Here is a 26730-nt window from a genome sequence, read left to right on the forward strand (position 1 = left end):
GTCTTACGCGGAGGATCGGATGGCCGCGAGCGGGGTAACCCGTTCGAGGAAAGTCCGGACTCCATCAAGGCACGGTACCGGGTAACGCCCGGGCAGGGTAACCTGACGGAGAGCGCCACAGAGAACAGACCGCCCCGTAAAGCGGGGTAAGGGTGAAACGGTGGAGTAAGAGACCACCGCGGCGGTGGCAACATCGCTGGCATGGCAAGCCCTACCGGGAGCAATGCCAAATAGGGGCCGCGCGTGAAGGGCAACCTTCGCAGGATCGTCTTGATCCGAGCAGGTCCGGGTTGGCAGCTAGAGGGTGTCTGGTAACAGGCACCTTAGATGAATGGTCATCGAACCGTTTCGTCTTTCGAGGCGAGCGGGGAACAAAATCCGGCTTATAGATCCTCCGCGTATTTTCGCCCGTAGGGGCGAAAATACGGGTGGCAAAGCGTGTCTGGCGCAGCCAGATCCGCAGCCACTCAGGACTTAAGGCGCGTCAGATAGATGTGAACGTGTTGCGTGTTTCAAGTGGCTCTGCCACGGTCTCCGCCAAAGGAGCCTTATGATGACCTATACACCCGCCGCTGACCGCTATTCCAAAATGACCTACCGCCGCTGTGGGAACTCTGGGCTAAAGCTGCCCGCCGTTTCCTTTGGCCTTTGGCACAATTTCGGCGGGGCAACAGCACATGATACCAAACGCGAGATGTGCCAAACAGCGTTTGACCACGGAATTACGCATTTTGACCTTGCCAATAACTACGGCCCACCAGCAGGCAGCGCCGAAGAAGCCTTTGGTGAAATCCTGAATACAGATTTTAAGGGCTACCGAGATGAGCTGATCATCAGTTCCAAAGCGGGCTATCACATGTGGGATGGGCCTTACGGCGAAATGGGCAGCCGTAAGTATCTGATCTCATCGTGTGATCAGTCCTTGAAACGTATGGGCGTTGATTATGTCGATATCTTTTATTCGCACCGTTTTGACCCCGATACACCGCTTGAAGAAACCATGGGCGCGCTGGATCACATCGTGCGTTCAGGCCGTGCCTTGTATGTCGGTATTTCGTCCTACAACTCCGAACGCACCCGTGAGGCCGCAGCGATCCTAAAGGACCTTGGGACGCCCTGTTTGATCCACCAGCCCAGCTACAACATGCTGAACCGTTGGGTGGAACGTGATGGCCTTAAGGACACGCTGAACGAACTCGGGGTGGGGTCGATTGCCTTTACCCCACTGGCGCAAGGGCTTTTGACGAAAAAATACCTTGGCGGCATTCCCGAAGGCAGCCGCGCGACGCAAGACAGCTCACTTGATGCGGGCGCAATTACAGACGAGATGATCGCATCCTTAAAAGGACTCAATGATATCGCCGAGGCGCGCGGGCAAACACTTGCGCAGATGGCGATCGCTTGGGTGTTGCGCGACGAGGGCATTACCACGGCCTTGATCGGGGCGTCTAAGGCCAGCCAAATCGTGGATTGTGCGGGTGCGGTATCCAATCTGGACTTCACCGAAAAAGAGCTGTCTGAGATCGATAAATTCGCGGGGGATAAAGGCTTAAACCTCTGGGCGACGTCTTCGGAGGATGTTTAGCGCCGATTGCTGTTGACTCGGTGGGCAAACCCCCTAAAAGGCGGGTTCAGATTCAATTTACGCGTCGCATTTTGCCGCGCGAAGCCGGAGACACACCATGGCGAAGCCAACCACGATTAAAATCCGCCTGAACTCCACTGCAGGCACTGGCCACTTCTACGTGACCAAAAAGAACGCACGTACGATGACTGAAAAAATGGTCGTTAACAAATACGACCCAGTCATCCGCAAGCACGTCGAATACAAAGAAGGCAAGATCAAGTAAGATCGCCTTTCTATGTCGGAATTACGGGCCGCCCCAGATTAAATTCTGCGGCGGCCCGTTTTCGTTTGTTAAAGCGTTAAGGGGGCAGGGCGGCCCCAGATGTTCAGGGTTTTCGATGTCGCGCAGACAAGGGTGCGGCCCGTCCATGAAAAGCCAAGAACCTGCAAGCTGTCGCCAGAGCGGTCCAGCAAGTAGAACGTATCGTCGTGGTCATACCCGTCCCATGACGGGCCGCGAAAATGGATCGATCCAAGGGCGGGTGTCAGGACGCGGTAGTGGTCCAATTGTTCGACCTTCCAGCCATCCTTGAGGTGGGTCCGTAGGCCCCCACCGAACAGCCCAGCCATGTCAAAGCGTTCGTTTGCAGGGTGGTCCAGTCGGGTCCCCTTAAGCGCCTCAGCGTCGAAGCCATCTTCATCGCGATTTCGATAAAGGATGTCGCCCGTCTGGCCGCAGATCACGCTTTGACCGTTACTGGTTACAACCAGCATGTCTTCGCTGGCACGGTCAAACCCGAGCGCCTTGATATAAGGGATGTCCAAAGCCGCGATGTGGGCCCATGGACCAGCGACTTTGGCAGTGTCGGCGGCCGCAAGTTCGGAGCGAACCAAAGTGGTCTGTTCGTCTGGCCCATCGCCGAAAAGTCGCTTCATCAAGTTCAAGAATTTCGCCCCATGTCGCCCCCAAGCCCAGACACCTGTGCCAGTGGTAAAGACGTTAGCGCCTCAATCGCATCAAAGAAACGGGCGGGGCGGGACAGTGCTGCAATCAAGCAGGTTACCGCCACCGCACCGTTAGATCTTGGGACGTCTAAAGCGTCGTAAGACATAAAAAGGCCGCCCCGGATGTTAGATCCGAGGCGGCCCTTTGCGTTTGGTAGTGCTGGTCTTTAGTCGTTGGACGACAGCAAGAACAGGATAGAGCGGAACATCGCGATGAACGAGATGTAGAGGCTCAACGCGCCAACGATGGCGGCTTTTTCAAGGTACTGCTCTGCTTCTGGACCACCGTACTGGCGGGCCTGCAGGTATTCGTTTTTGATGCTCTGCGTGTAGTAGGCTGTGAGGCCAGCAAAGATCACCAGCGCTGCAACGTTGATGAAGAACGACATGCCGCTAAAGCTAAAGCCGAAGATCCAAGACACCAGCGACAAAGCAACAAGGCCCCATGCACCCATAATCAAGAAGGCACCCATTGGCCCAAGATCACGTTTTGTGGTGTAGCCCGTCAGCGACAAGCCAAGGAAGGCAACAGACGTGATGCCGAATGCCAAGAAAATTTCGCCCAAGTTAAACATGGCGAAGATCACGGCGAGCGATGCGCCAGTGAGGGCTGCGTAGCCCCAGAAGATACCGTTCAGCGCGCCAACAGACAGGCGGGCGAAGCTGAAGTTTAGCACCAGAACCAAGGCCAGCGGGCCAAAGACCACGGCATAGAACAGCGGTGTGTTGTAGATTGTTGCCAGCGCTGCGTTGTTTGTGCCGATGAAGTAGGCAATCGCTGCTGTGACAACCATGGCCGCGGACATAAGTCCGTAGACCTTGTTCATGTGGGCGCGAAGGCCCGCGTCGATTTCTGCGGTGCGGACGCCAGCTCCAGCTGTCATCTGCGGGTTTCTATAGTCGGCCATGAAGTCCCTCCAGGGGTGAACGTTAAAATACGGGCCCGAAAAGAGGCACAACGCCTCTTATGAACTCCCTTGGATTGGATATTGGCACGTTCGCCCTGATTTTCAAGGGAAACCAGCGGCGCGGTGCAGTAAATCCGTGCGAATTTGTCTGGATTACTGCTCAGCGCCGCGTTTTCGGGGTCAAAGGGGCAGGTCCCAAAACGGGCGTGCTGCCTCTTTTATGGCGGCTTCTGCGGAAATGCCAAGGTCTTTCAGACGGTTAACATCCATAGAGGCCAGTTCGCGGCGTTGTTTCCAGACGGCCATGTAAGTGCCTAGGGTCGTGCGGGGAGCGGATTGGGATGTGGTGCGTGGCAGGCAATCTGCGCGGCTCAGTGAATGTGTCATTACAAGTCCTTTCGTGATGTGTTGTGCTATTCATATGTTGTAAGTTGATATATCCGCGATCCTATGGCATAAGTGAAATGAATGATTGATAGATGAAGCATCAGGATATTTGATATGGCGAGAAATTTGGACATGACGGCGCTGCGCTCTTTTGTGACCGTTGCAGATGCTGGCGGCGTGACGAAAGCCGCGGGCGTTCTGCACCTGACGCAATCGGCGGTTTCCATGCAGCTTAAACGGTTGGAAGAAAGCCTTGGGGCGTCGCTTCTGGACCGCTCTGCCCGCCAGATCGGCGTCACACCCGAAGGGGAACAGCTTCTTAGCTATGCGCGCCGGATGTTGGCGTTGAACGACGAAGCTTTACAGCGGCTGACGGCGGATGATTTCGAGGGTGAGATCACCCTCGGTGTGCCGCACGACATTATTGACCCTTATATTCCTGCAGTGCTGCGTCGCTTTGCGTCTGATTTTCCACGGATGAAAATTCATTTGGTGTCGGAACCGACGCGCGTCCTGCGGGAGATGTTTGATCGAGGCGAATGCGACGCGATTATCACCACCGAAGCTGAACCTGGCCCTGGGGGCGAGTCGCTCGTCACTTTGCCGCTGGTCTGGGTCGGGTCCCAAGGGGGCAACGCATGGAAGCAACGCCCACTACCTGTCGCGTTTTGCAGCAACTGTATTTTCCGCGCAGGCGTTTTGAAGCGTATGGACGACGCAAAGTTCGAATGGGAGATGATCGTTGATTCCCATACGGACACGGCGATCCAAGCGGTCGTGAGTGCGGACTTGGCCGTGCACGCTGTCATCAAAGGGGTCTATGCCCGCCAAACGGTGCCAATCCCAGCAGAGGCAAACCTGCCAGATCCGGGGAAATCACAGATCGTCCTTTATATGCAGTCCAAGGCCGATCCGGTTCAGGCTGCTCTCTATGACATGATCCGCCATTCTTACATGTCAGAATGGGCCGTCGAGGACGCACGTTTGCGCGCCTAGGGCGTGACGACGACTTTGCCGGTGCTTTTGCGGCTGCGTAAAAGTTCCAGCGCGTCACTCGCTTGTTCGAGCGGTAGAACGTGGCTGACATGGGGCGCGAGACGTCCTTGAGAGAACATAGTGAACAGCTCTGCCATGCTGGTTGTGAGCGCTTCGGGATTAAATTTAAGATAACCGCCCCAATAGAAGCCTATTACGCTGATGTTCTTCACCAGAAGGTGGTTGGCGGGAATTGGTGGGACATCGCCGCTGGCAAATCCGATTGTCAGAATGCGTCCCTCGCGGTTGGTTGCCCGCATCGCAGCGGCAAAGGCATCACCCCCAACAGGATCATAAACCACATCGGCACCGCCCAATGCTTTGACCTCGGCTGTGATGTCGGCGCTTGCATCAAAAACATGATCTGCCCCTGCGGCTTTGGCGATGGCGCATTTGTCCTCACCGCGCGCAACGGCAATCACGGTTGCCCCAAGCGCCTTACCAACTTCAACAGCCGTCAGGCCAACCCCGCCTGCGGCACCTAGAACCAACAATGTTTCATGGGCTTGCAACTGGGCACGACGTGTTAGCGCCAAATGGGAGGTTCCATAGGCGACCTGAAAACCAGCAGCTTGTTCAGCGCTCATTCCGTCCGGCACTTGCTGGCACAGATCAGCAGAGAAGACGCCCTGTTCCGCCAACCCGCCTTGCCCGCCAAACACCGCGACCCGCGCCCCTACATCGGGGGTTGTTACCCCCGGACCTTGTGCCAAGACCGTGCCGCAGACTTCCATTCCCAATGTAAAAGGTGCGTTTGGTGTGTCTTGATAAGTGCCTTTGGCCATCAAAAGGTCAGCAAAGTTAAGTCCGCAGGCTTCGATTTTGAGTAAGACTTCGCCTTGTGCGGGAGTTGGAATGGGGGCGTTGACGGTTTCGGGCTCGGCCCCTGACTTGATAACTTGATAGGCGCGCATGTGATCTTTCATGGAATTAAACCCTTTTGAGTCGGCGGGATACTGTATTGGGACGGGTTCATCAGGTGTTTGTTTTTAAGCCAAAGAAACGGAAGACTGTCCTTTTCGACAGGGTAGCAGATGCAAAACCTGTCCTAAAGGATAGGGGTGGGCGTGCAACCCTTGCGTGTTCTGTGCTTGGCGTCGTGTAAAGGCTCATCAGCAGAGAAATCTGTCACCCTATTAGTCTGCAAGGTACGACAAAATCGTTGCACCAGGCAGGCCGAAAAAACAGGAACCAAGTTATGAAGCACCCAGTTGACGTCCATGTTGGCAAGCGTATTCGCCATCGCCGTTGGGTAAGTGGTACAACTCAGCAGCAGTTGGCCGACCAAGTTGGAATCAAATTCCAGCAGATTCAGAAGTACGAAACCGGTATGAACCGTGTAAGTGCGTCCCGTCTTTGGGATATCGCTCATGCTCTGAGTGTTGACGTCTCTTTCTTCTTTGAAGGTCTAGATGCCGCGTTGATCGAAGCAGACGGATCAGACATGCCAAGCGATGTTCTGTCCGACAAAGAAGCGCTGGATTTGCTGCGCTCATACTATGCCATTCCCGAAAACCAGCGTCGCCGGTTGTTCGATCTGGCACGTGTCCTAAGCGAAGCCGCTTAAGCGACCCTCTTGACCTTTGACTGCCAGTCCCGCTACCGCTGGACACAGGCAGCCAAAGGGGGGGCACAATGACCCTAAAACAAATTACGTTGAACACGGACGATCAGGCCGCTTTGCGCGCCTGCGCGCACGCATTGGCTGACGCTGCACGCGCTGTGATCTTGCCCCTGTTTCGGACGGGAATTGCGTCTGACAACAAAGAAGCCGGCGGATTTGACCCTGTAACCGAGGCCGACCGCGCCGCTGAACTTGCCATGCGGGATGTTTTAGCGCGGTTGCGGCCTGATGACGGCATCTTGGGCGAAGAATACGGGACCAAAGACGGGACCAGCGGGCTGCAATGGGTTCTGGACCCGATTGATGGCACTCGTGGGTTCATCAGCGGCACACCGACATGGGGTGTTCTGATCTCGGTGCGTGATGCCAGTGGCCCGATCTACGGGATCATCGATCAACCCTACATCGGAGAACGGTTTGAGGGTGGCTTTGGCATTGGCGAGGTCGTCGGCCCCTTAGGAACAGCCTCTTTTGCCACCAAAACCACAACCGATCTGGCGGATGCGACGATTTTGACGACTTTCCCGGAAGTCGGCAGTGAGGCTGAGGGCGCCGCGTTCAGGTCAGTTGCCGCCCAGTGCAAACTGACCCGCTACGGGATGGACTGCTATGCTTACGCGCTGATCGCGGCGGGGCAGATTGATCTGGTCGTTGAGGCCAGCCTGAGCGCTTACGACATTCAAGCACCCATTGCAGTGATCCAAGCCGCAGGCGGGGTCGTGACAGACTGGCAGGGTGGTCCGGCCCATGAAGGTGGGCAGGTCTTGGCCGCCGCAAACGCGGACATCCACGCCCGCGCGCTTGAGATACTGTCAAAGGCATCGATGACTTGAAAACTGCCTTGATTTCTCGTTAATTCAAACCGTCGCGTCCTTACCCGTTCTGGCGACAGCATCCTTGCCGAACGGGATCGAAAGGGGGGCTTATGCCTGATGTTTTGATTAGGGGTGCTTCGACAATCCTGACAATGGACGACACGCGCCGCGAGCTGACGGGCGCCGATGTTCTAATCTCAAACGGCGTGATCACTGAAATCGGGGTTGGTCTTGAGGCCGGAACCGCCGATGTCATCAACGCCGCTGGCTGTGTCGTGACGCCGGGGTTGGTCAATACGCACCACCACCTTTACCAAACATTGACCCGCGCCGTGCCGGGGGGGCAGGACGCACTGCTGTTTGGCTGGTTGCAAACGCTCTATCCGATTTGGGCGCGATTTGGCCCCGAAGAGATGTTCATCTCGGCCCAAGTCGGGCTGGCTGAATTGGCGTTGTCGGGCTGCACGATGACGTCCGATCACCTTTACCTTTATCCCAACGGGTCGCGGCTGGACGACACGATTGCAGCGGCGTCCGAAGTGGGCTTGCGGTTTCATCCGACCCGTGGCGCAATGAGCATCGGTGAAAGCGATGGCGGACTTCCGCCTGACTCGCTGGTCGAAAAAGAAGCCGCCATTCTTGAAGATTGCATTCGTGTGATCGATGCCCACCACGATGCGTCCGAAGGCGCGATGGTCCGCGTTGGCGTCGCACCGTGTTCGCCGTTCTCGGTTAGTCGCGATCTGATGCGCGATGCGGCGGTCCTTGCGCGGGACAAGGGCGTGATGCTGCACACCCATTTGGCTGAAAACGACGAAGACATCGCATACAGCCTTGAAAAGTTCGGTTGCCGACCGGGGCAATACGCCGAAGACCTCGGCTGGACAGGGCCTGATGTGTGGCACGCACACTGCGTGAAGCTCGACGGGCAAGAGATTGATTTATTTGCACGAACCAAAACCGGAGTCGCCCATTGTCCGTGTTCCAACTGCCGCCTTGGATCAGGTATCGCACCGGTTCGCGCGATGCGGGATGCGGGTGTTCCGGTCGGTCTGGGCGTGGACGGATCCGCATCCAATGACGTTGGATCATTGATCGGAGAGGCCCGCCAAGCCATGCTGTTGCAGCGGGTCGCACAAGGGGCCGACGCCATGTCAGCTCGCGAAGCACTGGAGATTGCGACGCGCGGCGGAGCAGAGGTGTTGGGCCGTGATGACTGCGGGCAAATCGCTGTCGGGAAACGTGCAGACATCGCGATCTGGGATGTGAGCGGCGTCGAGAGCGCGGGGTCGTGGGATCCTGCTGCACTGCTCTTGGCCGGCCCAACCAAAGTGCGTGATCTATTGGTTGAAGGACGGCGTATTGTGGCGGATGGCCGCGTGGTCAGCTTTGATTTGAAGAGCGCGGTTGTGCGCCAGAACCAGATGGTTCAGAATTTGCAGACTTAAGGAGACAAAGATGCGCAGCCTTGTTTTTATCGCGGCCATTGCCCTTGCGGGCTGTCAGCCCACACAGCTTCCGACACCCATCGAAGTAGGGTCCGAGATTCCGGCGGACAATATGGTGTCTTTGCTGAATGCGGCGCGGGCAGATACGGGGCTTGGCCCTGTGCGTGAAAATGCGCGTTTGTCACAAGCCGCGCGGTTCCATGCGACCGATATGGTTGCGAACGACTATTTTTCCCACACGGGTCGGACTGGATCATCGTTCACAGATCGTGCGCGGGCGGCGGGATATGCCTGTGCTGCGGCAGAGAACATCGCGTCGGGACAAGAAACTGAGTCTGAGGTGTTCACGACTTGGATGAATTCCAGCGGGCATCGTCGCAACATCCTGCTTAGGGATGCGCGCGAGTTCGGCATCGGGCGTGTCGGGAACATGTGGGTCTTGATGATGGGGCGCGGCTGCTAGACTGGCTGCCCTGCCACATAGACCTGCGCGATTGCACGATCATCGCCCATCATGATGGTGGGGAACAGTGCTTCCCAAAACGTTTCTGCCTCAGCCGTGCGTTGCGCGGTGGCTGGGGTTGATGACAGATCGAGCACGACAATATCCGCCATTGCCCCGACATTCAGCGACCCGATTTCGCCGGACATATGAAGGGCGGATGCAGATCCTTCGCTCGCGAGCCACATGAGTTGAGCCGGGTGTAGTGCCGTCCCGCGCAATTGGGCTATTTCATAGGCTGCCGCCATTGTCCGCAACATGGAAAATGACGATCCGCCGCCTGTGTCTGTTGCCAGTCCTGTGCGGATACCGCGCGATTTAAGGCCGGCCATGTCAAACAGCCCCGACCCAATAAATGTATTAGACGTGGGGCAGTGGACCACGGCAGCGTTCATTTCGGCCAGACGGTCAATCTCTCGATCTTCAAGGTGGATCGCGTGGCCGTATAAGCCCCGCTCGCCCAGAAGTCCGAATGTTTCGTAGGTGTCCAAGTAGTCGCGGGCATTTGGAAACAACCCACGCACCCATTCAATCTCGTCCAGCTGTTCAGACAGATGCGTTTGCATCATAGCGTCGGGATGTTCGCCCCAAAGCGCCCCAAGCGCTGCGAGCTGATCCGGTGTAGAGGTCGGCGAAAATCGAGGCGTGATAGCATAGGTCGCTCGCCCTTTGCCATGCCACTTGTTCAGCAACGCCTTGCTGTCATCATAAGCAGTTTGTGCCGTATCTTGCAGCCCATCCGGCGCATTTCGATCCATACAAGTCTTGCCTGCGACCACTGCCATGTTCCGCTTTGCGGCCGCGCCCAAGAACGCGTCAACACTGGCAGGGTGAATCGTGCAAAAACTGGTGAGTGTCGTCGTGCCATGCGCCAGAGCAAGATCCAAAGAACGGCCCGCGATCTTGTCGCAATAATCCGGGTCCGCAAACCGCATTTCTTCTGGAAAAGTATAAGTGTTCAACCAATCAATCAGCCGCAACCCCCACGAGGCAATCATGGCTGTCTGTGGGAAGTGCATGTGCGCGTCAATAAATCCGGCCGTAATGACGTTGTCGCCGTGATCAATAACCTTGGCCAGTGGGTTTTCGCGCTGCAAATCAACGGCCTCACCGGTTTGGGCAATCTTGCCGTCACGCACTAAAACAGCCCCACGAGCGCTGGTTTTAGCGGCGTCTTCCAGCGGAACGGTAAATGGATCCGCCGTGAAGCGCAAAGTCTGACCAATAAGGAGAATGTCTTTCATTCCATCAACCTAGCCCCACTCCCCATGGTCGTAAATCGCGAAATCAAGGATACCTCTTGAGGGTTGCTGGCAACTGGATATGCTGCGCTGCAACAGGGGGTCCTATGGCCGATCAAATCAACACCATTACAGACGAAAAAGAGGCTCTTCCCAAGCGCCTTGTCGCGTCCGTTGTCGACGCGGTCGGCGCACGGGATGCCGTTGCATTGGAAGGGTTGCTTGACCCACTACACGCGGCCGACATCGCCGACCTGTTGGAACAAATCGACGAACGAGACCGTGCGTCTTTGCTGGCGCTTTGGGAAGGGGGGATGGACGGGGAAATCCTGTCCGAACTTGGCGATGATCTGCGTGAAGAGATTATTGATGTCCTTGGGCCAAGCGAATTGGCCGACGCCGTGCGCGACCTTGAATCTGACGACGTTGTTGATCTGGTCGAAGACCTGCAACAGGCGCAACAAGATCAGGTGCTGGACGCGCTAGAGGCGGGCGATCGCCTCGTTGTTGAAAAAGCGCTCGCCTATCCCGAGGAATCTGCCGGCCGTTTGATGCAGATGGAAGTCGTGCGCGCGCCGTCACATTGGACCGTCGGTGAAACGATTGATTATCTGCGTGCCAATGACGACCTGCCTGAGCATTTTTACCACGTCATTCTAGTTGATCCACGGATGAAACCAGTAGGATACGTCACCCTTGGGCGCCTTCTTGGCACACCTCGTCAGATCAAAATGACCGCGTTGACCGAAGACAAATTCCGCACGTTCCGCGTAGATCAAGACGAGGAAGATGTTGCTTATGCGTTCAACCAGTATCACCTGATTTCCGCGCCCGTTGTCGATGAAGATGATCGCTTGGTCGGTGTCATCACCATTGATGACGCGATGATCGTTTTGGACGAAGAACACGAGGAAGACATCTTGCGTTTGGCGGGTGTCGATGGGGAATCCAGCCTCACCGACAAAGTCATAGCGACCACCAAACGTCGTTTCCCGTGGCTGGCCGTGAACCTTGCAACAGCGATCGTGGCGTCGCTGATTATCTCGATGTTTGAGGAAACGATCGCCAGCCTAGTGGCGCTTGCCGTGTTAATGCCGATTGTCGCCTCCATGGGCGGCAACGCTGGCACGCAGTCGCTGACGGTTGCCGTACGATCCATTGCGACCAAAGACCTTACAGGCGCAAACGTCTGGCGCGTTATTCGACGAGAAGTGCTTGTGGGCTTGGTCAACGGCGTGATTTTCGCCGTCGTCATGGGGATCGTTGGCTGGATCTGGTTTGGTCAACCGATGTTGGGTGTAGTGATCGCGCTGGCTATGGTGATTAACATGGTTGTTGCAGGCCTGGCGGGGACGGCAATTCCCGTGGTGCTTGAGAAAATGGGCATTGACCCCGCTCTGGCATCGGGCGCGTTCGTGACGACGGTGACCGATGTCGTCGGCTTCTTTGCCTTCCTTGGCCTTGCCGCGGTGATGCTGTTATGACCCTGCAAGCCCGCAAAGACGCAGCCCGCAAGGCAGCCTTTGCCGCCCGCAAAGCGGCCCACGATGCGGGACTTAGCTACGCAGGCCACCTGTCCTCGGTGTTGGCGGGTTATCGCGGAGTGCCCCTTGCTGGGTATGCCCAAATGCGCACCGAGATTGACCCAACCCCTGCCATGGCAGAGGCCAGCGCCCACGGGCCGGTGGCGATGCCCGTGATCCAAGCCGCGGGGCAACCGCTGAAGTTTCGCGAATGGACGCCGGACTGCGTGATGGTGGATGGCCCGTTTGGGGCGCAAGTTCCGGAACACGGCGATTGGATCACACCAGAAATCTTGATCGTGCCCTTGGTTGCTTTCTCACGGGACGGCGGACGTTTGGGCTATGGCGGTGGGTTCTATGATAGAACCCTCGAACAACTTCGGGCAAAGAAATCGACACTCGCCATCGGTTATGCCTTTTCAGCACAAGAACTCGACGATCTCCCGCTGGAACCAACAGATCAACCGCTCGACCTGATCGTGACAGAACAAGGCATCATCGAACCCTGTTAACCCTGCCTTTGTTTCAAAAATACCTCGGGGGTGCGGGGGCTGGCCCCCGTTTGTGCAAATTCATCCTTGCTCAACCGTGGCAGGCTTGGAATACCCGACACCATGAAAATACTCTTCTTAGGCGACGTCATGGGCCGCGCAGGCCGCACCGCAATCATCGAAAGATTGCCAAAACTGCGCGAGGCATGGAAACTCGATTTCGTAGTGGTTAACGGCGAAAATGCCAGCAACGGTATGGGGCTGACATCAACCCACGCCAAAGCACTGCTAGACGCCGGTGCTGACGTTTTGACCTTGGGTGATCACGCCTTTGATCAAAAAGACATGATGCAATACTGCGAGGCAGAGCCACGCATCATCCGGCCCTTAAATTTCTCAAAAGCCGCCCCCGGCAAAGGCGCACGGGTCTTTGAGGCCACGCGCGGCCGCAAGGTTCTTGTCGCGCAGGTGCTTGGGCAGGTCTTTATGAAACGCGCCTTTGATGATCCGTTCTCTGCCGTGGACGCCGTGCTTCGGGCACATCCAAGGGGAGGCAATGTTAACGCCAGTCTGATCGATATTCACTGCGAAGCCACGTCTGAAAAAATGGCGATGGGGCACTACTGCGATGGGCGGGCCTCGATTGTTGTCGGCACGCACACCCATGTCCCGACGTCTGATACCATGATCCTATCTGGCGGAACCGCTTTTCAATCTGATGCAGGCATGTGCGGTGATTATAATTCCGTGATCGGTATGCAAAAAGAAGAACCGCTTCGACGTTTCATCACCGGAATGCCCAAAGCACGGTTTGAGCCAGCTAAAGGCGAGGCGACCCTATCTGGCCTGTATGTCGAAACCGATGACCGCAGCGGCAAAGCCACGCGCGTAGAACAGGTTCGACAGGGCGGGCTGCTGTCTCAGCAGGGGCCTATGTAGTGGAAGCTGCATTAATCGCGGCTTGCGCAGACGTCGCCCTCAAGCGAAACTGCGTTAACCTCACGCGAAGGACCTAGAAAACGTGGTCGAACTATTTGGAATAACACAAACAGGCCAAGCGGTGATGACGCTCACGGTGGTGGCGATCATGTTCGTTCTTTTCCTGCGCGAAACCTACCCTACAGAGGTTGTCGCGCTGACGGGCGTGTCGTTGCTGTTGGCATCGGGCGTGTTGCCCTACGAAGACGCCTTGACGGTTTTGTCCAACCCCGCGCCATGGACGATTGCGGCGATGTTTATCGTTATGGGCGCACTTGTGCGTACTGGCTCGCTTGAGGCGTTAACAGCACTGGCTGAACGAAACGCAAAAGATCGACCCTTTGTCGCGCTAGGCGCAATGATGACGTTTGTCGTTTTGGCATCGGCGATTGTGTCAAACACGCCCGTCGTTGTTGTTATGATTCCGATCTTTGTCCAGCTGGCGAAGTCCATGGGGCTTTCGGCATCTAAGCTGCTGATCCCGCTGTCTTATGGCGCAATTTTGGGCGGGACCCTGACGTTAATCGGGACCTCAACCAACCTGTTGGTTGATGGTGTTGCTCGGGCCGAAGGTCTTGAACCGTTCACGATTTTTGAAGTCACCCCGTTGGGCATTATCCTTGTGATCTGGGGCATGATCTATCTGGGCGTGATCGCGCCGCGCCTTTTGCCGGACCGCGACAGCATGGCAAACCTTCTGTCTGACCGATCAAAGATGCGGTTCTTTACCGAAGCCGTGATCCCTCCGGACAGCAACCTAATTGGCCGTGAAGTGACGGGCGTTCAACTGTTCAAACGCGATGGCGTTCGGCTAATCGATGTGGTGCGCGGGGATCTGTCGCTGCGTCGTAATTTGGCGGGTGTCGAACTGGCTGTTGGGGACCGCGTTGTTTTGCGCACCGCGATGACGGAACTGTTGTCGTTGCAAGCAACCAAGGACCTGCGGCGCGTGGATCAGGTCTCGGCGGTGGAAACCCAAACCGTCGAAGTGCTGATTACCCCTGGGTGTAAAATGATTGGTCGCACGCTGGGCGCGTTGCGCCTTCGTCGCCGCTACGGTGTTTACGTTTTGGCGGTGCATCGCCGCAATCAGAACATTGGCCGGCAGCTGGATGAGCTGGTCGTTCGCGTGGGTGACACGCTTTTGCTGGAAGGGTCCAGTGAGGACATCCAGCGCCTTGCCGCTGACATGGATATGGTTGACGTCTCGCGCCCGTCCGAGCGGGCCTATCGCCGTGCGCAAGCGCCGATCGCATTGATTGCTTTGGTTGGTATTGTCGGGCTTGCGGCCTTTGGGGTCGCGCCGATCTTCTTGCTCAGCATTCTTGCCGTTGCGGTGGTCTTGATCACACGTTGCATCGACGCCGAAGAGGCGTTTTCATTTGTTGATGGTCGGCTTCTGGCGCTGATCTTTTCGATGCTGGCGATTGGCGCTGCTTTGCAGGCGTCAGGTGCGGTGGCGCTGATCGTTGAGGCCGTCGCACCAGCACTGGCCATGCTACCGCCGTTCTTGATTATCTGGGCGATTTACCTGCTGACGTCGATCTTGACCGAACTGGTCAGCAACAATGCGGTTGCCGTTGTTGTGACCCCGATCGCGATTGGATTGGCGCAAGCCATGGGGCTTGATCCGCGTCCGCTGGTGGTGGCAGTTATGGTCGCCGCCTCGGCGAGCTTTGCGACCCCAATCGGGTATCAGACCAATACGTTGGTCTATGGCCCTGGGGGCTATAAGTTCAGCGATTTTCTAAAGGTCGGCGTTCCGTTGAACCTGACCATTGGGCTGCTCGCGTCGGCGGCGATCCCATACTTCTGGCCGCTATAAACTAGCGATACCGCTCGACGAAATTTCGCAAGATTGCGGGTGGGGCGGTGACATCCGCTGAATGCACCATGTCTGTCAGGGCTTGTGCATCCTCGGGCGGGAAATACCCTTTGTCTTTGTAGATACGAATACGTGTCGCAAAGCCGTGCCCGTCTGCTTCAGGGTGGAATTGTGTTGCGTAGACGTTTGATTTGTAACGGATCATCTGGAACGGGCAGGTGTCACCACTTAGCAATTGAACCGCCCCATCGGGCAGGTGCTGCACTGCTTCTTTGTGCCCCACAAAGGCATCAAACTGCTGCGGCAGCCCCTGCAGCATCGCATCGACCTCACCGTGGGCGGTCTGGGTGCAGGTGACCGCACTGACAGGTTCCCCGTACTGAGCTTTAGACACCTCCGCACCAAGGTGATGGGCAAGGATGCCAATGCCATAACAGCACCCCATAAAGGGATGATCCATTTCAGTGATCTGTGGCATCAGCGAAAGGCACGCCGCCTCAGCGCGGGCGTCCAGTTCGGTTTTGTCCTCGGGCGCATCGGACACGCAGCCGGGGCCACCTCCAACAATCACGCCAGCGTAGTCGGTGACATCAAGATCCGGCAGGTCATCGCGTTCCAGACGAATGCGGTGCGTGTCGGACGCAGCCAATCCACCAAAGCGCAAAAAGGCCGCGTATTCATCATCCGAGGCTTCGGCTTCTGGACGCAATTGCAGGATCAAGAATGGTTTAGTCATAGGGGCCAGAATACCAGAATTGCAGGAATGGAAACGGCAACCACAAGGATTTCGAGCGGTAGGCCGATGCGCCAGTAGTCGCCAAAGGAATACCCGCCGGGGCCAAGGATCAAGGTGTTGTTCTTATGTCCAATCGGAGTGAGGAACGCGCTTGATGCAGCAACGGCAACCGCCATGAGGAACGGGTCAGCCGAGACCCCGAGGGATTGCGCCATCTGGATGCCAACAGGCGCGGCAACAATGGTCGTGGCGGTGTTGTTGAGAACGTCCGACAGGGTCATCGTGACAATCATCAAAACCGTCAGGATCATCCACGGAGCGAGCCCTTCGGTCAGACTTACCAAGGCCCCAGCGATCAGTTCGGTGCCGCCCGAGGTTTCCAAAGCAGCCCCTAGCGGGATCATCGAGCCAAGCAAGACAACCACGGGCCACTCAATATGGGTGTAAAGTTCCGACAGCGGAACGATCTTGGCCAGCACATAAATGACAACCACAAGGCCAAGGGCGATAGGCAGGTAGACCAGTCCAAAACTGGCCAGTGCCACAGCGCCCGCGAACAGGCCAATGGCGAGCCAGACCTTGGAATTGGCAGTGACCGCGACACCACGGTCCGCAAGAGGCAGACAGTCGAGCCATTCAATCACGTCATTCGCCGCGTCCTGCGGGGCAAGCAACAGCAATATATCACCCGCTTGGATCACGGTTTTGCGCATCTGGGATTTGACAGCCTTACCCTTGCGGGACAGCCCCATCAGCACCGTGCGTTGCCGCCATGACAAGCCGATAGCCTCGGCTGTTTTGCCCGTAATGCGGGATGTTTCGGTCGCGACGACCTCGATCTTTACGAGCCCGTCGTTTGCGGCGGATAGGATTTCTTCACGTTTTGTATCGGAGAAATTCAGTTTCAATGCCGTCCGGAATTCATCCAATGCTTCTGGGGCGGCTTCCATAACCAAGATATCGTGACTTTGAAGGGTCGCGTTTTTGGCGGTGCCGTAGCGGCGTTTGCCGTCTCGGATCAATCCAAGGATCGCAACGTCGCTCTTTTCAGCGATCTCATAAAGCTCGCTTACGCGTTTGCCGATTTGTTTGCTGCCTTCTGGGACCGTCAGCTCGGCAAGGTAATCTGTATAGCTTTCGAGCGATGCACTGGCGGATTTGCCCTCGGGTGTCGGGATCAGGCGCCATCCGATGAGTGCGACAAACAGCAGGCCAACAATGGCGGTGATGCCGCCGACGGGGGCAAAATCGAACATCTTGAACGGCTCGCCCAGTGTTTCCTCTCGGATAGAGGCAATGATGATGTTGGGCGGTGTGCCGATCAACGTGGCCATGCCGCCAAGAATGGTCGCAAAGCTCAGCGGCATCAGTGACAAACCGGGTGAACGTCCCGCCTTTTTGGCGGTTTGGATATCAACGGGCATCAACAAGGCGAGGGCCGCAACATTGTTCATGAACGCAGATAGAACCCCGCCGATGGCCCCCATGATCGCGATGTGGGACCCAAGTTTCCTTGAAGAATCAACCAGCGTGCTGGTGATCAGTTGAACCGCGCCAGAGCGCACCAGCCCGGCCGAAACCACCAGCACCAAGGCCACAATGATCGTTGCGGGGTGTCCAAAGCCTGAAAACGCGTCCTTCGTCGGGACCGCGCCTAAGATGACGCCAATCATCAAGGCGGTGAACGCCACAAGATCGTAACGAAAACGTCCCCACAGCAACATGCCGAACACGGCGCCAAAGAGGGTGAATAGAATGATTTGATCTGTACTCATGTCAGAGGTGTAACGCGCCGGCCCCCAGACGAAAACACCGTAATTGACCAGTAGGCGAAGGTCTGACGCCGGATGGGATTGCAGGCAGGTCGCCCCGTGCCCTATAGAGGGCGGCGAAACGAGATGTGATCGAACGGGAGAGCAGCAATGGCCGGCCACTCAAAATGGGCAAATATTCAGCACCGCAAAGGGCGTCAGGACAAGATCCGGGGCAAATTGTTCAGTAAGTTGAGCAAGGAAATCACGATTGCTGCCAAGATGGGCGACCCCGACGTGGACAATAACCCGCGTCTGCGTATGGCCGTGAAAGAAGCCAAGAGCCTCTCCATGCCAAAGGATAACATCGATCGCGCTATCAAAAAGGCGATTGGTGGGGACGCAGAGAATTACGACGAAATCCGCTATGAGGGCTATGCGCCCGGTGGCGTTGCGGTGATCGTTGAATCGATGACGGACAACAAGAACCGCACAGCGTCTACAGTGCGATCCACCTTTTCCAAGGCGGGCGGCAATCTGGGCGAAACAGGCAGCGTTGGCTTTATGTTCGACCGCAAAGGGCAGGTGGTTTATCCAGCGTCCGTTGGCGATGACGACACTGTCATGATGGCTGCGATCGAAGCCGGTGCAGAAGACGTGCAAAGCGACGAAGAACGCCACGTGATCATCTGTGGCGATACTGACTTGAACGATGTGTCCAATGCATTGGAAGCCGAGCTGGGTGAATCTGAAACCACCAAGCTCATCTGGCAGCCAAACATCCAATCCGAAGTCGATCTGGAAGGCTTGGAAAAGGTCATGCGTTTGGTTGAGGCGCTTGAAGATGACGACGATATTCAGTCCGTTACGACCAACTTGGACGCGTCTGACGAAGTGATGCAGGCGTTTGCCGAAAGCGACGGTTGATCTGAATGGAGTGGCTAACGCCACTGCATGATTTTTAGACTGTAGTTTTGGTGTGAGCCAATCACGGAAAGCGGGGCCTGTGTTATTGATCGGTGCCATTGGCAACGGTAATTCTGAACAAGATACAAAGAAGGTTACGCAGTGCTATCGGCATATCTGAATGGGTTCGGTGTTGCGTTTTCTCTGATCTTGGCGATTGGGGCGCAGAATGCTTTTGTTCTAAAACAGGGACTTAGACGCGAATACGTGCTGCCAATTGCATTGGTCTGCGCGCTGTCGGATGCGATTTTGATTACCGTTGGCGTGTTCGGGTTTGCCGCCCTTACGAATGTGATGCCTAGTTTGGCGCCCGTGATGCTTTGGCTTGGGGCACTCTTCTTGCTGGCTTATGGCGCATTTAGTTTTTGGCGGGCTTGGAAAGGCGGCGCTGGTCTGGATCCAGCATCGGGTAAGGGCTTGAGCCTAAAAGCGGCGGTGATGTTTTGCCTCGCGATTACATGGCTGAACCCGCATGTTTATTTGGACACAGTCATGCTGATCGGGTCGGTGGCGACGCAGTTCCCCGGGTTTGAGGTCGGGTTTTGGGCGGGGGCGGTCACGTCTTCATTCACCTTCTTTTTCGGCCTTGGCTATGGCGCGCGATTGCTGGCGCCCGTCATGGCAAAGCCGCTGTCTTGGCGTGTGCTCGAGGCCTTGATTGGCTGTGTGATGTGGGCCATTGCTTACGGTCTTATTCGAGGGGCTTGATCTTCTGCCGCGAGAGGCGTCTGGTGCCACTATGGCAGCGCAAGATCGTCCCCTCATAGGTGTTTTCTGGATGGCCCTCACGGGGTTGAACTTCGTAGCGGTGACTGCGCTGGTGAAACACGTCGGGTCAGACGTTCCCGCCGCGCAGGGGGCGTTCCTGCGCTATCTGTTGGGTCTGGTGTTCTTGGTGCCGATGATCCGGCCCATTTTGGCCGCTCGCCTTACGAAACGTCAGCTAAAGTTGTTTGCATCGCGCGGGGTGGTGCACACCATTGCAGTCATCTTGTGGTTCTTTGCCATGGCGCGCATTCCAATCGCCGACGTCACCGCGATGAACTATTTGTCGCCTGTCTACATTACGCTAGGGGCGGCGGTCTTACTAAAGGAACCTTTGCCGCCACGCCGTTTGGCAGCTGTGGTTGCGGCCTTGTTGGGGGCCTTGATTATTCTTCGCCCCGGTCTGCGAGAGATCGATACAGGTCATATCGCAATGTTGGGCACGGCTTTGATGTTTGCAGCAGGGTATTTGATCGCCAAACAGTTGAGCGGTGAGGTCAGCGCGGCGGTTGTCGTCGGGATGCTTTCGATTACGGTGACGATTGGTCTGGCCCCATTCGCGGCTATGGTTTGGGAACCTGTGAGCATGGCCAACATTGGCTGGCTTTTTCTGGTAGCCTGTTTTGCCACCGCGGGTCACTATTCAATGACGTTGGCATTCGCTGCCGCGCCTTTGACGGTGACACAGCCGGTGACGTTTTTGCAGTTGATCTGGGCCGTGATCCTTGGAGCGGCCGTGTTCAACGAACCTGTGGATGCCTGGGTTTTGTTGGGCGGGGGTGTCATTTTGGCGTCGGTCAGTTTCATCACGTGGCGCGAAGCCGTGGCGAAGCGGCGGATCACTCCATCTGCGTATCAAACCAAAGGGTAACTGGACTCTAGCGCCAACAGACCCAATATAGACGTCATGTCATTGCCACCGGGATTTTTAGATGAACTGCGCACGCGACTGTCCATTGGGCAGGTCGTCGGGCGAAAGGTCATGTGGGATCAACGCAAAAGCAATCAAGGCAAAGGCGATCTTTGGGCGCCGTGCCCGTTCCATCAGGAAAAGTCCGCAAGTTTCCACGTGGATGACCGCAAAGGGTATTACTATTGCTTTGGATGCCACGCCAAAGGGGACGCGATTTCGTTTGTGCGCGAAACCGAAAATGTCGGGTTCATGGAAGCTGTTGAGATTTTGGCAGGTGAAGCTGGGATGCCGATGCCCAAGCGTGATCCGCAAGCGCAGCAAAAATCCGACCGACGCACTCAACTGGCCGAGGTTATGGAAATGGCCGTGCAATTTTATCGGCTTCAACTGAAGACGGGGGCTGGGGCAGAAGCACGTGCGTATCTGTCTGGGCGCGGGTTGGGTGATCGTGCACTTGAACGCTGGGAGATTGGCGTCGCACCGCCGGGATGGCAAAACTTATGGGATCATCTGACGGGCAAAGGCGTGGCCGAAGACTTGATCCTTGGCGCAGGGCTCGGCAAGCCGAGCAATCAGGGCAAGAAGCCATATGATACGTTCCGCCACCGCATAATGTTCCCGATCCGCGATGCGCGCGGACGTGCGATTGCCTTTGGGGGTCGTGCGATGGACCCCAATGACAACGCAAAATATCTGAACTCTCCTGAAACGGAACTGTTCGATAAGGGCCGTAATCTGTTCAACCTCAAACCCGCGCGCGAAGCCGCCGGAAAAGGGCAACCGTTGATTGTTGCCGAAGGGTACATGGACGTGATCGCGTTGAGCGAGGCCGGTTTTGAGGCCGCTGTCGCACCACTGGGTACTGCGGTCACCGAAAGCCAACTGCAGATGATGTGGCGCATATCGTCGGAACCCGTCATCACACTGGACGGGGACACAGCGGGTCAGCGGGCTGCAATGCGGGTGATTGATCTGGCTTTGCCATTGCTAGAGGCGGGGCAATCGGTTCGCTTTGCGATGATGCCCGAAGGGCAGGACCCTGATGATCTTCTGAAATCCGCAGGGGCAGGGGCCATGCGCGATAAGATCGAAGGCGCGTTGCCGATGGTGCAACTGCTTTGGGATCGCGAGGTTGAGGGCAAGAATTTTGACAGTCCTGAACGCAAAGCCGCCTTGGACAAATCGCTCCGCGAGAAAATCAAGCTGATCAAGGATCCGTCTATTCGCAGCCACTATGGGCAGGCGATCAAGGACATGCGCTGGGAGTTGTTCGGGGCGAAACGCCCGGCAGCCACCAGCGGCGGTCAGCGAAATACATGGACGCCGAAAGGCGCAAAACTGCCCGCGCAATCGAGCACAAAGGCGTCGATGCTGGCGGGGAACAGTCTATCCGAAGATCACCTTCGTGAGGCTGTTATCCTCGCGGTATTGATCCGCAATCCGTTGATTTTGAATGACTTCTACGGCGCTCTGGAGCGGATGCGCTGTTCCACGCCCGAGGCCGACCACCTACGCCAAGCCCTGCTGCGCATGGAGGCCGAGGAGGGACTGCAGGATCAGTTGATTGAACAGATTGGCGAAGAGCCACTTGAAATGCTGTTCCGCCAAGCCCACGTGGCAATTACACCGCCGGTTCGTCGGCCTGACAATGGTGACATGGCGCGTATGTGCCTCGCCGAAGAACTCGCCAAACTGACCGCACGGCGCGGCCATGCACATGAAGTAGAAGACGCCATCGAAGAGATGAATTCCGACGTGGCCGATGAACGGCTCACGCAACGACTGGCGCAATCCATTGCGGCCATGAACAACGCAGGCCGCCAAGACAATGATGACAGTGCCGAATACGACACCAGCGGCAACGGAGCCCGAATCAAAAAAGAAGAACGTAGTGCATTTGATGCACTTTTAGACAAAATCGACTTTGCAAAATCAGGCCGCAACACCTAAGTGGTTGTTCGAAATGCCTTATTGGTGAAAACTGCGCGTTAACCAGCAAGGATAGCCGCGGGGCAACAACCCAAAGAAACAAGACGTTTGGCCATTGCGAATCACTCTACAGATTGATTGATTCGTGGATAACCGAATCACTGCGAATCAGGTGCGGGCGAATCGCCCCACATTAGTCGAAGGAACAACGACACATGGCCGCCAAAGACACTGATGACCGCCACGCAGACGCCGACGGTGCACATTCCCTTGATATGAGCCAAGCCGCCGTCAAGAAGATGATCGCCGAAGCCCGCGAACGCGGCACGATCACCTATGATCAACTGAACGCCGTTTTGCCGCCCGATCAGGTGTCTTCGGACCAAATCGAAGACGTGATGTCGATGCTCAACGAGATGGGCATTCAGGTCACCGAAGAAGAAGAATCCGAAGAAGTCGATGACGACGGTAAGTCCAAAGAAGTGGCTAATGTGGCTGGTGGGCGTGAAGTTACTCTCGGTGCGGCTGAGACTGAAAAGCTTGACCGGACCGATGATCCCGTTCGCATGTACCTGCGCGAAATGGGCAGTGTTGAGCTGCTGTCGCGCGAAGGCGAAATTGCCATCGCGAAACGCATTGAGGCCGGCCGTAACACGATGATCCTTGGGCTGTGCGAAAGCCCCCTGACATTCCAGGCGATCACAATCTGGCGCGACGAATTGCTGTCCGAAGACATTTTGCTACGCGATGTGATCGATCTTGAGACAACGTTCGGCGACCAACTGGCCGAAGAGACCGAGCAAAGCGCGGTCGTCTCAGCTGGTGATGACGACAAAAAAGAAGAAAAACAGGAACTCGACGCAGACGGCAACCCAATCGCTAAAGACGATGACGATGATGAAGAAGATGCTGCGAACCTGTCCCTCGCCGCGATGGAAGCGCAACTGAAACCACAGGTTTTGGACACGCTGGAACTGATCGCGCGCGACTTTGCCAAACTGTCCGACATGCAGGACGCGCGTATGTCCGCGACCCTGAACGAAGACGATAGTTTTTCTGGCAAGGAAGAGAAAAAATACCAAAAGCTGCGGTCTGAAATCGTTGAACTTGTGAACTCGCTTCACCTGCACAACAACCGTATCGAAGCGCTGATTGACCAGCTGTATGGCATCAACCGCCGTATCATGCAGATCGACTCCAACATGGTGAAACTGGCGGACCAAGCCCGTATCAACCGTCGTGAATTCGTTGATGCCTACAAAGGCCGTGAACTTGACCCAACATGGCTTGAAGAGATGGGCCAGAAGTCAGGTCGCGGTTGGCAGATGCTGATTGAACGCTCCACCGGTAAAATCGAAGACCTGCGCGCTGAGATGGCACAGGTAGGTAACTACATCGGTGTCGATATTTCCGAGTTCCGCCGCATTGTGCAACAGGTTCAGAAGGGCGAAAAAGAAGCCCGTCAGGCCAAGAAAGAAATGGTCGAAGCCAACCTTCGTTTGGTTATCTCGATTGCTAAAAAGTACACGAACCGTGGCCTGCAATTCCTTGATTTGATTCAGGAAGGTAACATTGGTCTGATGAAGGCGGTTGATAAGTTCGAATACCGCCGCGGCTATAAATTCTCGACCTATGCGACGTGGTGGATCCGTCAGGCGATCACCCGTTCCATCGCCGACCAAGCCCGCACGATCCGTATTCCGGTCCATATGATCGAAACGATCAACAAACTGGTCCGAACAGGTCGTCAGATGTTGCATGAAATCGGCCGCGAGCCGACGCCGGAAGAATTAGCCGCCAAGCTGCAGATGCCGCTTGAGAAGGTCCGCAAGGTCATGAAGATCGCTAAGGAACCTATCTCCCTCGAGACGCCGATCGGCGACGAGGAAGACAGCCAGCTTGGTGATTTCATTGAAGATAAGAACGCTGTTCTGCCACTGGATTCCGCTATTCAGGAAAACCTGAAGGAAACCACGACGCGCGTGCTTGCATCGCTTACGCCACGTGAAGAACGTGTGTTGCGGATGCGGTTCGGGATCGGGATGAATACCGACCACACGCTTGAAGAAGTTGGTCAACAGTTTAGCGTTACCCGCGAGCGTATTCGCCAGATCGAAGCGAAAGCGCTTCGTAAGTTGAAACACCCAAGCCGGTCGCGTCGTTTGCGGTCATTCTTGGATCAGTAATCGAGTAACGGTAAAGGGCAATTTGCCCAATACAAGGGAAGACCTGAACATGGCCACCACGACTAAAAGCACGACGACAGCAACATCCGACGCTAAAAAAGACGGCCCAACATCAGAGCATAAATTGCGTATGCGCGTTGGCCGCACGATCGGTCGCGGTGTTTGGATGACTGGCTTTAAAGCCGAAAACCCCAACGCAACCAAAGAAGAACGTCGTGCCGCTTGGTACGAAGTCCAGAAAGACTTCACGAAGATCGGCATGAAGGCGCTGAAAACGTTGGAGAAGACGGGCTATCAGGTTATCGAAAAGCCTGAGTAGTAAACGCTTGTGATTTCTTCATTGGGCAGGGAAACTTGCCCAATGAACTTTGATATTCAGACATCTGGCGCTGGCCTTTATGAATTTACCCGCGACGTCGCAGGACAGCTGCACGGCACGGGGGTATTGACCCTTTTTGTGCGCCACACATCGTGTTCACTCCTTATTCAAGAAAACGCTGACGTTGAGGTCCAGTCCGACCTTTCGGCGTTTTTTGAACGGCTCGTTCCGCCCTCGGATCATCCGTCCATGTCCTACTTGCGCCACACCTATGAGGGGCCCGACGATATGCCAGCGCATATTAAGGCTGCAATCCTTCCAACCAGTTTACAGATTCCTGTTGTTGACGGGAAAATGCAGCTGGGGACATGGCAAGGAATTTACCTTTTCGAACATAGAACCGCTCCGCATCGACGGCAGGTCATCGGGATGATGTCATGACCAGAAGTGCCAACCAGATAACGGCTGAAAATTGCGGGAATTCTGTTTGGCGCACACCTGATCAGCCCGTAAACCGGTTGCGGGGCGCTATGGCAGGGGCGGGGGCATCATCACATGAAAAGTAGGCTACATTTTACCTGTGAACCTGCCGGCACAATGCGATCACCCGCACTGACGTTCGTCGAAATGATCAAAAAACGTCCAATCCAATCGCGGGCTGATTGGCATAATCCAACATTGGAGGCACTATGAGGCTCGCTATTGCCGTGATTTTTATCACAAACCCTGCTTGGGGCGCTTGCTTGCCGGGCGAACAGACATTTATGACCTGCCAGATCGAAGGCAGCAGCAAGAGCCTGCGCGTTTGTTTCAACGCGCACACTGCATATTACCGTTTTGGCGCGCTGGATGAACGTCCTGAGCTAGAACTGAAAGAGTCCATTGAGACGGTGTCCTATACCCTATGGCCCGGAGTTGGGAGATCCATCTGGGAGGCTGTTCAATTTGAGAACCTCGACTACTCATACGAAGTGCATGGTGGGTTCGAGCGGATGTTCGACGATGAGGAATATGAAGACGTCCCACACCGCAGTTTCGGCGGCGTCCGCGTGACGCAGGGAGAGACCGTCGTTCAAGAACTGAGCTGTGCACGTGAGACCGTCGATTTTACTTGGGATGTTACCCTCGGAGAAGCGAAAAACGACCTTGGTTATGCCTGGAGTTTCGAGGCAAATGAGTGGATCGCATTGCCCGACTGAATTCAGACTGTGGCCGATCCGACTCATGATGTTGTGGTTTGATTTGCCCACTACCCAAAACTTATCCCAACGCCTATAGTGGCTGTGGATAAATGGGGCGTTAGACCCCAGAGGCAGAAAAACGAGGACAGACATGCGTTGCCCCTTTTGTGGAAACGTCGACACCCAAGTGAAAGACTCCCGCCCTGCGGAAGATCACGTCGCCATTCGGCGCCGTCGGTTTTGCCCGGCTTGTGGGGGGCGCTTTACGACCTATGAACGCGTGCAATTGCGCGATCTGATCGTAATCAAATCCAATGGACGTCGCGAAGATTTTGACAGGCCGAAACTAGAACGATCCGTGCGGATCTCCATGCAGAAGCGCCCCGTAGAACCGGAACGCGTTGATCAGATGATTTCCGGTATCGTGCGTCGCCTAGAAAGCATGGGTGAGACCGATATAGGGTCCAAGCAAATCGGTGAGATCGTGATGGAGGCTTTGGCCCGTATCGACACCGTCGCCTACGTGCGGTTTGCGAGTGTTTACAAGAACTTCCAGGCTGCAGATGACTTCGACAAGTTCGTAAGCGAACTGCGTCCGCCTGAAAAACCGGACGATTGAGCGCGGATTTAGACCA

General features: G+C 56.0%; 28 protein-coding genes and 1 other RNA gene. 21 read left to right on the forward strand and 8 right to left on the reverse strand.

Annotation, left to right across the window (positions count from 1 at the left end; translation table 11 throughout):
* Window positions 1-7 precede the first annotated feature (7 nt).
* From rnpB to rpmG, 3 genes are all read left to right on the forward strand, one after another.
* Window positions 8-402, forward strand: an RNA gene (gene rnpB / locus KO486_RS05755) — RNase P RNA component class A.
* A gap of 151 nt (window positions 403-553) precedes the next feature.
* Window positions 554-1585, forward strand: a complete 1032-nt coding sequence (gene mgrA / locus KO486_RS05760; protein ID WP_216036303.1) for an L-glyceraldehyde 3-phosphate reductase — start codon at window positions 554-556, stop codon at window positions 1583-1585.
* A gap of 97 nt (window positions 1586-1682) precedes the next feature.
* Window positions 1683-1850 carry a 50S ribosomal protein L33 gene (rpmG, locus tag KO486_RS05765; protein WP_048597310.1) on the forward strand — a complete coding sequence of 56 codons (168 nt, stop codon included), beginning with the start codon at window positions 1683-1685 and terminating at the stop codon, window positions 1848-1850.
* A gap of 68 nt (window positions 1851-1918) precedes the next feature.
* On the opposite strand, the gene KO486_RS05770 is transcribed toward rpmG, so the two are convergent.
* The 4 genes from KO486_RS05770 to KO486_RS05785 all read right to left on the reverse strand — a co-directional run bounded on the left by KO486_RS05770 (window position 1919) and on the right by KO486_RS05785 (window position 3867).
* On the reverse strand, window positions 1919-2503 hold the full coding sequence (locus KO486_RS05770; protein WP_216036304.1) for a hypothetical protein: 585 nt from the start codon (window positions 2501-2503) through the stop codon (window positions 1919-1921).
* Window positions 2504-2508: 5 nt separating this feature from the next.
* Window positions 2509-2679 carry a hypothetical protein gene (locus KO486_RS05775; RefSeq protein ID WP_216036305.1) on the reverse strand — a complete coding sequence of 57 codons (171 nt, stop codon included), beginning with the start codon at window positions 2677-2679 and terminating at the stop codon, window positions 2509-2511.
* Between the two features lie 60 nt (window positions 2680-2739).
* Window positions 2740-3480, reverse strand: coding sequence for a Bax inhibitor-1/YccA family protein (locus KO486_RS05780; protein WP_216036306.1), 741 nt, complete (start codon window positions 3478-3480; stop codon window positions 2740-2742).
* Window positions 3481-3660: 180 nt separating this feature from the next.
* Window positions 3661-3867, reverse strand: a complete 207-nt coding sequence (locus KO486_RS05785; RefSeq protein ID WP_216036307.1) for a hypothetical protein — start codon at window positions 3865-3867, stop codon at window positions 3661-3663.
* 114 nt (window positions 3868-3981) lie between these two features.
* Between KO486_RS05785 and KO486_RS05790 the strand changes: the two genes are divergently transcribed.
* A complete protein-coding gene (locus KO486_RS05790; RefSeq protein WP_216036308.1) occupies window positions 3982-4863 on the forward strand; it encodes a LysR family transcriptional regulator in 882 nt (293 codons plus the stop codon).
* Here the strand turns inward: KO486_RS05790 and KO486_RS05795 are convergent.
* Window positions 4860-5816, reverse strand: coding sequence for an NADPH:quinone oxidoreductase family protein (locus tag KO486_RS05795; protein ID WP_216037512.1), 957 nt, complete (start codon window positions 5814-5816; stop codon window positions 4860-4862). The two genes, KO486_RS05790 and KO486_RS05795, sit on opposite strands and share 4 nt — an antisense overlap.
* 284 nt (window positions 5817-6100) lie before the next feature.
* Here KO486_RS05795 and KO486_RS05800 point away from each other — a divergent pair, with 284 nt between their 5' ends.
* From KO486_RS05800 to KO486_RS05815, 4 genes are all read left to right on the forward strand, one after another.
* Entirely contained in the window at window positions 6101-6469 is a 369-nt protein-coding gene (locus KO486_RS05800; RefSeq protein ID WP_216036309.1) for a helix-turn-helix transcriptional regulator, read from the forward strand.
* A 68-nt stretch (window positions 6470-6537) separates the two neighbouring features.
* Window positions 6538-7359 carry an inositol monophosphatase family protein gene (locus tag KO486_RS05805; protein ID WP_216036310.1) on the forward strand — a complete coding sequence of 274 codons (822 nt, stop codon included), beginning with the start codon at window positions 6538-6540 and terminating at the stop codon, window positions 7357-7359.
* A 92-nt stretch (window positions 7360-7451) separates the two neighbouring features.
* Window positions 7452-8789, forward strand: coding sequence for an 8-oxoguanine deaminase (locus KO486_RS05810; RefSeq protein ID WP_216036311.1), 1338 nt, complete (start codon window positions 7452-7454; stop codon window positions 8787-8789).
* A 10-nt stretch (window positions 8790-8799) separates the two neighbouring features.
* Window positions 8800-9252: a CAP domain-containing protein gene (locus tag KO486_RS05815; protein ID WP_252734600.1), complete on the forward strand. Its 453-nt coding sequence runs from the start codon at window positions 8800-8802 to the stop codon at window positions 9250-9252.
* Here the strand turns inward: KO486_RS05815 and guaD are convergent.
* Window positions 9249-10535: a guanine deaminase gene (gene guaD, locus KO486_RS05820; protein ID WP_216036312.1), complete on the reverse strand. Its 1287-nt coding sequence runs from the start codon at window positions 10533-10535 to the stop codon at window positions 9249-9251. The genes KO486_RS05815 and guaD overlap by 4 nt on opposite strands.
* A 104-nt stretch (window positions 10536-10639) precedes the next feature.
* Between guaD and mgtE the strand changes: the two genes are divergently transcribed.
* From mgtE to KO486_RS05840, 4 genes are all read left to right on the forward strand, one after another.
* Window positions 10640-12016, forward strand: coding sequence for a magnesium transporter (mgtE, locus tag KO486_RS05825; protein WP_216036313.1), 1377 nt, complete (start codon window positions 10640-10642; stop codon window positions 12014-12016).
* A complete protein-coding gene (locus KO486_RS05830; protein WP_216036314.1) occupies window positions 12013-12567 on the forward strand; it encodes a 5-formyltetrahydrofolate cyclo-ligase in 555 nt (184 codons plus the stop codon). Before mgtE ends, KO486_RS05830 begins: the two co-directional genes overlap by 4 nt.
* A gap of 102 nt (window positions 12568-12669) precedes the next feature.
* The gene (locus KO486_RS05835) at window positions 12670-13485 is read left to right on the forward strand and encodes a TIGR00282 family metallophosphoesterase (RefSeq protein ID WP_216036315.1); all 816 of its coding nucleotides are present in this window, start codon (window positions 12670-12672) and stop codon (window positions 13483-13485) included.
* A 124-nt stretch (window positions 13486-13609) separates the two neighbouring features.
* Entirely contained in the window at window positions 13610-15349 is a 1740-nt protein-coding gene (locus KO486_RS05840; RefSeq protein WP_252734660.1) for an SLC13 family permease, read from the forward strand.
* 1 nt (window position 15350) lies between these two features.
* Here KO486_RS05840 and KO486_RS05845 read toward each other — a convergent pair whose 3' ends face one another.
* Together KO486_RS05845 and KO486_RS05850 are read right to left on the reverse strand one after the other, a co-directional pair.
* Complete coding sequence (locus KO486_RS05845; RefSeq protein WP_216036317.1) at window positions 15351-16085, reverse strand: glutamine amidotransferase; 735 nt, start codon at window positions 16083-16085, stop codon at window positions 15351-15353.
* On the reverse strand, window positions 16082-17860 hold the full coding sequence (locus KO486_RS05850) for an SLC13 family permease (RefSeq protein WP_216036318.1): 1779 nt from the start codon (window positions 17858-17860) through the stop codon (window positions 16082-16084). The genes KO486_RS05845 and KO486_RS05850 overlap by 4 nt, the downstream gene beginning before the upstream one ends.
* Window positions 17861-18007: 147 nt before the next feature.
* On the opposite strand from KO486_RS05850, the gene KO486_RS05855 reads away from it, so the two are divergent.
* The 9 genes from KO486_RS05855 (at window position 18008) to nrdR (ending at window position 26714) form a co-directional block, all read left to right on the forward strand.
* Window positions 18008-18763 carry a YebC/PmpR family DNA-binding transcriptional regulator gene (locus tag KO486_RS05855; protein WP_216036319.1) on the forward strand — a complete coding sequence of 252 codons (756 nt, stop codon included), beginning with the start codon at window positions 18008-18010 and terminating at the stop codon, window positions 18761-18763.
* A gap of 141 nt (window positions 18764-18904) precedes the next feature.
* Window positions 18905-19510: a LysE/ArgO family amino acid transporter gene (locus KO486_RS05860; RefSeq protein ID WP_216036320.1), complete on the forward strand. Its 606-nt coding sequence runs from the start codon at window positions 18905-18907 to the stop codon at window positions 19508-19510.
* A 31-nt stretch (window positions 19511-19541) separates the two neighbouring features.
* The gene (locus tag KO486_RS05865) at window positions 19542-20438 is read left to right on the forward strand and encodes a DMT family transporter (RefSeq protein WP_216036321.1); all 897 of its coding nucleotides are present in this window, start codon (window positions 19542-19544) and stop codon (window positions 20436-20438) included.
* A gap of 36 nt (window positions 20439-20474) precedes the next feature.
* On the forward strand, window positions 20475-22430 hold the full coding sequence (gene dnaG / locus KO486_RS05870) for a DNA primase (RefSeq protein ID WP_216036322.1): 1956 nt from the start codon (window positions 20475-20477) through the stop codon (window positions 22428-22430).
* A 194-nt stretch (window positions 22431-22624) separates the two neighbouring features.
* Window positions 22625-24595 carry an RNA polymerase sigma factor RpoD gene (gene rpoD / locus KO486_RS05875; RefSeq protein WP_216036323.1) on the forward strand — a complete coding sequence of 657 codons (1971 nt, stop codon included), beginning with the start codon at window positions 22625-22627 and terminating at the stop codon, window positions 24593-24595.
* A gap of 49 nt (window positions 24596-24644) precedes the next feature.
* Window positions 24645-24914 carry a hypothetical protein gene (locus tag KO486_RS05880; RefSeq protein ID WP_216036324.1) on the forward strand — a complete coding sequence of 90 codons (270 nt, stop codon included), beginning with the start codon at window positions 24645-24647 and terminating at the stop codon, window positions 24912-24914.
* Window positions 24915-24956: 42 nt separating this feature from the next.
* The gene (locus KO486_RS05885) at window positions 24957-25355 is read left to right on the forward strand and encodes a secondary thiamine-phosphate synthase enzyme YjbQ (protein WP_216036325.1); all 399 of its coding nucleotides are present in this window, start codon (window positions 24957-24959) and stop codon (window positions 25353-25355) included.
* A 248-nt stretch (window positions 25356-25603) separates the two neighbouring features.
* Complete coding sequence (locus KO486_RS05890; protein ID WP_216036326.1) at window positions 25604-26113, forward strand: hypothetical protein; 510 nt, start codon at window positions 25604-25606, stop codon at window positions 26111-26113.
* A 133-nt stretch (window positions 26114-26246) separates the two neighbouring features.
* The gene (gene nrdR / locus KO486_RS05895; protein ID WP_216036327.1) at window positions 26247-26714 is read left to right on the forward strand and encodes a transcriptional regulator NrdR; all 468 of its coding nucleotides are present in this window, start codon (window positions 26247-26249) and stop codon (window positions 26712-26714) included.
* Window positions 26715-26730: the final 16 nt, after the last annotated feature.

The sequence above is a fragment of the Octadecabacter sp. B2R22 genome, assembly GCF_018861045.1.
Classification (GTDB): Bacteria; Pseudomonadota; Alphaproteobacteria; order Rhodobacterales; family Rhodobacteraceae; genus Octadecabacter.

Excerpts from the sequence above, each read along its gene's own strand:
- mgrA (WP_216036303.1), top strand. The coding sequence starts at position 554 with ATGACCTATACACCCGCCGCTGACCGCTATTCCAAAATGACCTACCGC.
- rpmG (WP_048597310.1), top strand. The coding sequence starts at position 1,683 with ATGGCGAAGCCAACCACGATTAAAATCCGCCTGAACTCCACTGCAGGC.
- KO486_RS05770 (WP_216036304.1), bottom strand. The coding sequence starts at position 2,503 with ATGAAGCGACTTTTCGGCGATGGGCCAGACGAACAGACCACTTTGGTT.
- KO486_RS05775 (WP_216036305.1), bottom strand. The coding sequence starts at position 2,679 with ATGTCTTACGACGCTTTAGACGTCCCAAGATCTAACGGTGCGGTGGCG.
- KO486_RS05780 (WP_216036306.1), bottom strand. The coding sequence starts at position 3,480 with ATGGCCGACTATAGAAACCCGCAGATGACAGCTGGAGCTGGCGTCCGC.
- KO486_RS05785 (WP_216036307.1), bottom strand. The coding sequence starts at position 3,867 with ATGACACATTCACTGAGCCGCGCAGATTGCCTGCCACGCACCACATCC.
- KO486_RS05790 (WP_216036308.1), top strand. The coding sequence starts at position 3,982 with ATGGCGAGAAATTTGGACATGACGGCGCTGCGCTCTTTTGTGACCGTT.
- KO486_RS05795 (WP_216037512.1), bottom strand. The coding sequence starts at position 5,816 with ATGCGCGCCTATCAAGTTATCAAGTCAGGGGCCGAGCCCGAAACCGTC.
- KO486_RS05800 (WP_216036309.1), top strand. The coding sequence starts at position 6,101 with ATGAAGCACCCAGTTGACGTCCATGTTGGCAAGCGTATTCGCCATCGC.
- KO486_RS05805 (WP_216036310.1), top strand. The coding sequence starts at position 6,538 with ATGACCCTAAAACAAATTACGTTGAACACGGACGATCAGGCCGCTTTG.
- KO486_RS05810 (WP_216036311.1), top strand. The coding sequence starts at position 7,452 with ATGCCTGATGTTTTGATTAGGGGTGCTTCGACAATCCTGACAATGGAC.
- KO486_RS05815 (WP_252734600.1), top strand. The coding sequence starts at position 8,800 with ATGCGCAGCCTTGTTTTTATCGCGGCCATTGCCCTTGCGGGCTGTCAG.
- guaD (WP_216036312.1), bottom strand. The coding sequence starts at position 10,535 with ATGAAAGACATTCTCCTTATTGGTCAGACTTTGCGCTTCACGGCGGAT.
- mgtE (WP_216036313.1), top strand. The coding sequence starts at position 10,640 with ATGGCCGATCAAATCAACACCATTACAGACGAAAAAGAGGCTCTTCCC.
- KO486_RS05830 (WP_216036314.1), top strand. The coding sequence starts at position 12,013 with ATGACCCTGCAAGCCCGCAAAGACGCAGCCCGCAAGGCAGCCTTTGCC.
- KO486_RS05835 (WP_216036315.1), top strand. The coding sequence starts at position 12,670 with ATGAAAATACTCTTCTTAGGCGACGTCATGGGCCGCGCAGGCCGCACC.
- KO486_RS05840 (WP_252734660.1), top strand. The coding sequence starts at position 13,610 with ATGACGCTCACGGTGGTGGCGATCATGTTCGTTCTTTTCCTGCGCGAA.
- KO486_RS05845 (WP_216036317.1), bottom strand. The coding sequence starts at position 16,085 with ATGACTAAACCATTCTTGATCCTGCAATTGCGTCCAGAAGCCGAAGCC.
- KO486_RS05850 (WP_216036318.1), bottom strand. The coding sequence starts at position 17,860 with ATGAGTACAGATCAAATCATTCTATTCACCCTCTTTGGCGCCGTGTTC.
- KO486_RS05855 (WP_216036319.1), top strand. The coding sequence starts at position 18,008 with ATGGCCGGCCACTCAAAATGGGCAAATATTCAGCACCGCAAAGGGCGT.
- KO486_RS05865 (WP_216036321.1), top strand. The coding sequence starts at position 19,542 with ATGGCAGCGCAAGATCGTCCCCTCATAGGTGTTTTCTGGATGGCCCTC.
- dnaG (WP_216036322.1), top strand. The coding sequence starts at position 20,475 with ATGTCATTGCCACCGGGATTTTTAGATGAACTGCGCACGCGACTGTCC.
- rpoD (WP_216036323.1), top strand. The coding sequence starts at position 22,625 with ATGGCCGCCAAAGACACTGATGACCGCCACGCAGACGCCGACGGTGCA.
- KO486_RS05880 (WP_216036324.1), top strand. The coding sequence starts at position 24,645 with ATGGCCACCACGACTAAAAGCACGACGACAGCAACATCCGACGCTAAA.
- KO486_RS05885 (WP_216036325.1), top strand. The coding sequence starts at position 24,957 with ATGAACTTTGATATTCAGACATCTGGCGCTGGCCTTTATGAATTTACC.
- KO486_RS05890 (WP_216036326.1), top strand. The coding sequence starts at position 25,604 with ATGAGGCTCGCTATTGCCGTGATTTTTATCACAAACCCTGCTTGGGGC.
- nrdR (WP_216036327.1), top strand. The coding sequence starts at position 26,247 with ATGCGTTGCCCCTTTTGTGGAAACGTCGACACCCAAGTGAAAGACTCC.